The following is a 6,532-nucleotide window of genomic DNA, read 5'->3' as shown; positions in this document are numbered from 1 at the left end:
CTCGTCCTGGAGGGTCGACGGGTCGCACCCCAGTGTCTCCGCGAGCTCGGCGAGGGACTCGGCGCGCACGGCGATGCCGGAGTCGACGAGGTCCTCGACGTAGGCGTAGCCCTTGCCGCCCAGGTTGCCGAGGTGGGTGCCGCCGGTCGTCAGCCACCCGTCGCGGCCGATCGGGCCGTCGTCCGCCGCCGTCGCGACCGTCGCGAGCTGGCTGCCGCCGAGAACCAGGTACAGGTCGTGGGGGGTCCGGTCGGCGTAGCCCTGGCCGAAGGTCGCGAGCTCGTCGGCGACGCGCGCCCCGCTGCCGTCGACGACCACCGCACCGCTCATCAGCACGTGCGGGTGGGCGAAGAACAGCGGCTCGTCGACCGTGATCAGGGCCCCGAACACCATCGAGTCCAGACCGACCAGTTCCCCGCCGACCCCCGCGGCGAGGAACTGGCCGTCGCCCGTCGACCACTGCTTGTAGGCGTGGGCGGCGAACGGGGGCTCCGGTCGGCCGGGAGCCGCCGCCGAGAAGTCCCCGGCGCTGAGGATCACCGCGTCCGCCCGGATCTCCCGGCCGCCGGCCATGACGCCGACGACGGCGCCGTCCTCGGTCAGCAGTGCATCGGCCGGGGTGTCGCGGCGAATACGGACGCCCGTGTCCGCGGCCACCTGGGCAAGCGTCGCGACGGCGGATCGGATCCCGGGCGCGAACTGGTGCCCGCGGAAGACCGAGTGGATCTCCTCGGGGTGCGGTCCGGAGAACCGCACCCCCAACGCGGTCAGCCGATCGACCGCCGCGGTCACGTTGTCGATCATGAGACCCAGCTTGTCGGCGACGCCGGGGATGGCGAGCACCCCCATCCGCTCGGCGTGGGCCACGATGTCGGAGCGGTGCGCCTCGACCGAGTCCTCGATGCCCCGCTCACGCTGGTACGCCGTCCCGCCCGCGGTCACGAGCCCCGCCGACCACACGGTCTTGCCCCCGACCTCGGAGTTCTTCTCCAGAAGCACGACCGACGCGCCGCTCTCGGCCGCGTCGACGGCCGCCAGCAGACCGGCTGCGCCGCCACCCACGACCACCACGTCGAACCGGTCCAGTGGGACTCCACCGTGTCGATACATCGCCGTATCCCTCTCCGTGTCGGCATTCGGACCGTGCACCGCAGGGGGCGATCCGCGATGCCATCGTCACCGGCCCTCGGGACGAGCGGGAGAGACATTGGTCTCGCGACACCGAGCGCCGGATCGGCGGTCACCCTCGGTTCGACGGCGAGTGGGTCGACGACGAGTCGGCGAACGCGATCTCGACCATGGTGACCGCCCTCGGTCGACCCCCCGACAACCGGACACCCGCATCCGACCACCCGCCGGAGCCGGAAGTCCCCTGCCGCGAGTGACCGCAGGCACGCGGACTGCCCTTGCGATGGAGCAGGTACCCGACCTCAGCCGCGATCGGCCCAGGCACCACCATCGGCCGCCCGCTCATGTACAGCGACGCGAACAGGTCGACCGAAACCCGATGATCGGATCACCTACCGGCCGAACCCCTCGGCCAGAAACTCGTCATGATCAGCCCCGACAGGCTACCGTCGCCCGGCTCGATCCCGAAGAACGCGGGCGGCCGAGGACACAGCGGGAACCTCCTCGTCCGGTAGCTGAGGCACCAGACGGGACAGCTCCTCGCGCTCGCCCTCCGCACCCAGGGGAACGATCGTAGGACGAAGCGCCACGCGCACAGGCCCACGACGAGATGGCAGAGCACGTCCACCGTGACGACAGCATCCATCAGGTCGCCGTCTGCCCACGACTCCTCGACGGCGATCCGAGATGTGGAGCGACCGAAGCGGTCGCTGTTGTCGTCGACGCCGGACTGAAACGCCCCCAAGAACGACGAAGGCCCCGGTCTCCGGCTCCTGTTCGGAGCCCTGACCAGGGCCAACGCCTGCGTGGGCGATACTGGGATCGAACCAGTGACCTCTTCGGTGTGAACCCGATCATTCCGCAGGTCAAGGCGCCCTGACCTGGAAAAACATGGTCGTGGACGTGGCTTGAGGGCGGCCGAAGTCGGCTCGTGTTGTTGTCAGAACTGAGTCAGACGACGAGGTCGCGCCAGCAGGGCCTCCTCCCGTCCCCTCGGAGGTCACCCCGACGACAGCGGGAGCCCGACATCCACTGTGCGACGGCACGCAGAGTGATCGGATACCGGACACCCCGGCATCCGGCCACCCGCCGGGGTCAGGTCCACCGACGTCACGGAGAAGCGTGAACGCATCCACATGCCGCGGCCGGACCACCCGGAAATGCCGGTGGTCGAGCGTGGCGACCTCGGTGACCCCGAGCCGCTCGGCGAGCGCGACCACGGACGCGTCGCTCGTCCCGAGCGGGAGATCGGCGTAGGTGTCGACCAGATCCGCCATCCGCGCATAGTCGTCCGAGGTGAGCTCGACCGTACGGAAGTCCCCCGCGGCGAGGGACCGAAGGAACGCGGACTCGGCCCGTGGGCTTCCCTTGCGATGTAGCAGGTACCCGACCTCCGCCACGATCGGCGCCGGCACCACCATCGGCCGCCCACTCATGTGCAGCGACGCGAACAGATCCACAGACGCTCGATGATCGGGATCCCTCGACAGGCCCGCCGCCACCAACGGTCCCGTGTCGCAGACGATCACCTACCGGCCGAACCCCTCGGCGAGGATCTCGTCATGATCAGCCCCGACGCGGCTGCCATCGCCCGGCTCGATCCCGAAGAACGCCGGCGGCCACGACCGGACACTCTCGAGGCGGCGGCGCAAGTCTGAGAGCACAGCGGGTACGTCCTCGTCCGGCAACTGCTGCACCAGACGGGACAGCTCCTCGCGCTCGCCCTCCGCACCCATACCGACGATGGTATGCCACACCGCCATCTGGGAAGGCCGAGGCGCGTGCTGCACGACGCTGCACGAGGACCGCCCACCCTTCCCTGACCTGGTTTCCGAAGCGAACCGACCTTCTTGGTCCGCCAGTTCGCGAGGCGAGGCGGGCTCGATCCCGCTCATCAGATGTGATGATCAAGTAAAGCGACGGTTAACGGCTGACCAGGAGCGGCGATGGACCGGCTGTGACCACGCAGCCGCCGTCGTACGGGCAACACCCTCAGCCCTACCCGCAGCAGTCCCCGTACGGACAGCAGCCGTATCCACCCCAACACTACCCGCCCGCCGGATACCCCCAGGTCCCCCACCAGCGCCTCCAGCACCCGACCAACGCGCCGGTCCACCTTCCGCCACCCCCGCCCAAGAACGGGCTCGGCACGGCAGGTTTCGTCCTCGGCCTGATCGCGCTCGTCTTCTCGTTTATCCCGATCATCGGGGTCATCGCCTGGCCGCTGAGCATCATCGGACTCGTCCTCGGCATCGTCGGCACCCACCGGGTGTCAAAAGGCGAGGCGACCAACAAGGGCCTCGCGATCGCCAGCATCGCCACCTCCGTGTTCGCGCTACTGATCTGCCTGCTCTGGGCCACCGCCTTCGGCAACGCCGTCGACGACACCCGCACAGGTGCCGCCAACAGCACCTCGGAGAGCCAGTCTGGAGCCTCGAACAACTCCGCCGCCGAGACCGCGACACCGGCGGGCCCGCTCAACGAGGGCCCATCCTTCCCCGGCAAGAAGGACGGCGACGTCGCCCTCCCCGCAGGCGGCACCGTCACCTTCGACGGCCTCGCCGTCACCTCCACACCCCTGCGGGCCGGCGACTCAACCTTCGAGAGGACGCTCTGCACCACCGTCTCCTACGCCAACGGCGGCACGTCGACCGCATCGTTCAGCATGTTCGACTTCGAACTCCAAGACCCTGCGGGCGCGATCCTCTCGCCGACCTTCTTCGGCGGAGGTAAAGGCCTCGACACCGGCGAACTCGCACCCGGCGGCAAGGTCTCCGGTGACGTCTGCTTCGAAGACAAGGCACAGACCAACGGCGTCTATGTAGTGCTGTACGAGCCGAACATGTTCATCTCCGAACGAGGCGCCTTTCTCACCCAGCGTTAGACGGACGCCACTATCCGTCGGTTGCCGAGTGGTATCGAGCTACAATTGTTGCGCCCTCTCGCCGCAGGCCACTCGCCCCTCAGAAATTTCACGCCTGCGAGCAATAAGCAACCCCTATGTAGACGAGTGGGCTAGATCGACGATTGCCGCAACGACGACATTCCAGGCAATTGTGGCCGTCTTGGCAGACGGCGAATAGAAATCCCTTTCATTGCCTTTTCGGATGGACGAGGTTGCGGTGTCCACGAACAACGTGCGCGTAGTCCACGACATCCTTGGTGATCCATCGCCTTCGGTGAGCTAGGTTGATGAGGGACTCAAGATGATCAGACGGCTGTTTCTCCGATGTGAAACGATGAAGAGCGACATCGTAAAGGACCCCTTCGAGCACACTTCCGAGCATGATTACAGTAGCGGTCGGAGCTCCTGAGTCAAGGCATCGTCGCGCCTCCTCAAGCCGGAGTGTAAGCTGCTCCGCCAGCTCCGGATCCGTCACGACTTCTGCGACGCTGACCTCGAGGATCGCTGGCTCGTCCCGGTTCACGCGTTCCACTGAGTCTGCTCGGTCCGTTAACCGTGGACGCGTATCAGTATCCACGACAACTAGACCCTCGAATGCCAGAAGTCCGTTGAGCTCCTCGACTACTCGCCCGTGAGCCCGCTCTTCACCAAAGTACTGCCTCGGATCTGCCAGCTTGAGCACCAGCTGCGCCAGCGCAGGACCGTCGTCTTTCCTTGCAACGATCTGTGCTGCTGTCCACCGGCGACGACCCTCTCCGTCCAGGTCGGCAACAGTCCATCCTGCCGCTCGGAAGAACTTGACCAGCTCGAAACCACTCCTATAGAGCAGCGAGTCGTCGTCGCCGCAGATGATCTCGGCAAGTCGTTCCAGTACGGCCTCTTCCAAGAACAGAGTGGGGGTCTCGTTCACGAGGTGGGCTCGATTCCGTGGGCTGCGAGGACGTCCCAGAGCTGGTGGAGTTCGCGCTCTTTGTCGAACTCGAACTCGCTCTCCCTGACACGGACAGTCACCCATCCCTGTCGGGCAAGGTCCCGGTCACGTCGGGCGTCGTTCTCCTGGTCTGCAACGCTCGTGTGCCAGGCATGGCCATCGCATTCAACTGCGATGCGCCCACCCTCGCCGGAAACGACCAGGTCGAGCCGACGCTCCCCAACGGGATACTGAGGAACGACGTGATAGCCACGACCCCTGATCTCGCGGAAGACCCGCTGTTCAAGGAGTGAGTCGAACGGCTCCTGAGGCTTGTCGGCCGAGACGTCCGCGAGTTCAGGCGAATCTCCGTAGATCGACGGCGGGTCAAGCATGTATCCGACGAGATCCGCTCGAAGATCATTGGGTCGCAGTTCAGCCGGGTCTATTGATATGAAGAGCCACATCTGGTCACGAGCTCGGCTGGCTGCAACGTTGTAGCTCTGACGGAAGTTGTCGGCCGAGATTGCTCTCGGAGTATCCGCAACGACCATGGAAAGCATGATTACGTCACGCTCGTCGCCTTGGAAGTCTGAGGCGATGCCGACACGGATCTGGCGAGCTGCCCTCTCCTCGGCCGATATCGCAGCATTGATCTCGTGGTCAAGTAGACGTACTTGTCCGCTGCCCCCGGTGAGTACGACGACGCCGAAAGTCTTGCCTTCATATTGTGGGTCCTGCAGGCAGCACGTCAGGGTACGGACGATCTCCTTTGCCTCAACGGGATTCCGGCGGCGGTCGTCCCGGCCTTCTTCAGAGGCCCCTTCGACCCGAACGAGGCGGAGAGGTTCGAGGTCGTGGGCCCGTCTCTCCCGCAGCGGAATGAGCCCGGGTTTGCCGGAGCTGTCAGGGTAGAAGGTGCGCGAGGACCAGTTGATGATCTCGGGCATACATCGGAAATGCTCGCGAAGGCGGATCACCGCGTCCCGTCCAGCTCGCGCGGTGAGTACTCCGTACAAATTGGACTTCTGGGTGAAGTGGTTGCGGATGTCTTCCTCGATGTCCGGCATGAGGGCGACGTTCTGGTTGAAGACTGTGTCGAGATCACCGAGTCGGGCTAGCCCCGGGGTGCATTGCTTGTCGTCGCCCACGACGATCACTCGTGGAGCGAGCCAGAGCAGGTACAGGTGCTCGATACCGATCTGACTCGCTTCGTCGATGATGACGACGTCGAACGAGTCGCGCATCGGCTCCAGGTTCTCCAGCAAGGTCGGCAGGGGCACCACCCATGCGGGCACTGCATCTTGTGCCTTCCGCATCGAGGCGCGCGCGGCTCGGCGAAACGCCTGCGTCTTTCGCCCCGAACCAGCACCGATCTTGCCCATGTGCTCGCGATAGCCGTTCAACGCCCGGGCGTGCGCGTCGGTCATGCGCTCCAGCATCGCGAGGGTGGCTCGCTGCTCGACGAGCCTGGTGGTGACCAGTTCAAGCTCGCGCCCCACCGCCTCGTATCTGGCTACGAGTACGCGTTCTGTGTCAGCGTTGCGTTGCTGTTGCACGAACCGGTGCGCCCGTGCCCAGGCCCACGC

At 65.9% G+C, this 6,532-nt stretch carries 6 protein-coding genes; 1 reads left to right on the top strand and 5 read right to left on the bottom strand.

Features of this window, described 5'->3' with window-relative positions:
* From H5J29_RS17000 to H5J29_RS16990, 3 genes are all read right to left on the bottom strand, one after another.
* On the bottom strand, positions 1-1,110 hold a 1,110-nt coding region (locus H5J29_RS17000), incomplete at its 3' end, for an FAD-dependent oxidoreductase (protein WP_181781935.1).
* A gap of 884 nt (positions 1,111-1,994) precedes the next feature.
* Positions 1,995-2,630, bottom strand: coding sequence for a type II toxin-antitoxin system VapC family toxin (locus H5J29_RS16995; RefSeq protein WP_376768541.1), 636 nt, complete (start codon positions 2,628-2,630; stop codon positions 1,995-1,997).
* A gap of 27 nt (positions 2,631-2,657) precedes the next feature.
* Entirely contained in the window at positions 2,658-2,864 is a 207-nt protein-coding gene (locus tag H5J29_RS16990) for a hypothetical protein (RefSeq protein WP_181781933.1), read from the bottom strand.
* A 221-nt stretch (positions 2,865-3,085) separates the two neighbouring features.
* Here H5J29_RS16990 and H5J29_RS36240 point away from each other — a divergent pair, with 221 nt between their 5' ends.
* Positions 3,086-4,012 carry a DUF4190 domain-containing protein gene (locus tag H5J29_RS36240; RefSeq protein ID WP_181781932.1) on the top strand — a complete coding sequence of 309 codons (927 nt, stop codon included), beginning with the start codon at positions 3,086-3,088 and terminating at the stop codon, positions 4,010-4,012.
* A 208-nt stretch (positions 4,013-4,220) separates the two neighbouring features.
* On the opposite strand, the gene H5J29_RS16980 is transcribed toward H5J29_RS36240, so the two are convergent.
* Complete coding sequence (locus H5J29_RS16980) at positions 4,221-4,943, bottom strand: hypothetical protein (protein WP_181781931.1); 723 nt, start codon at positions 4,941-4,943, stop codon at positions 4,221-4,223.
* A partial coding sequence (locus tag H5J29_RS16975; RefSeq protein WP_220187526.1) for a PDDEXK-like endonuclease domain-containing protein occupies positions 4,940-6,532 on the bottom strand: 1,593 nt, incomplete at its 5' end. The genes H5J29_RS16980 and H5J29_RS16975, both read right to left, overlap by 4 nt.

This window comes from Pseudonocardia pini, from assembly GCF_013870575.1.
In the GTDB taxonomy this organism is placed as follows: Bacteria; Actinomycetota; Actinomycetes; order Mycobacteriales; family Pseudonocardiaceae; genus Pseudonocardia; species Pseudonocardia pini.
This window is presented reverse-complemented; position numbering and strand designations above follow the sequence as displayed.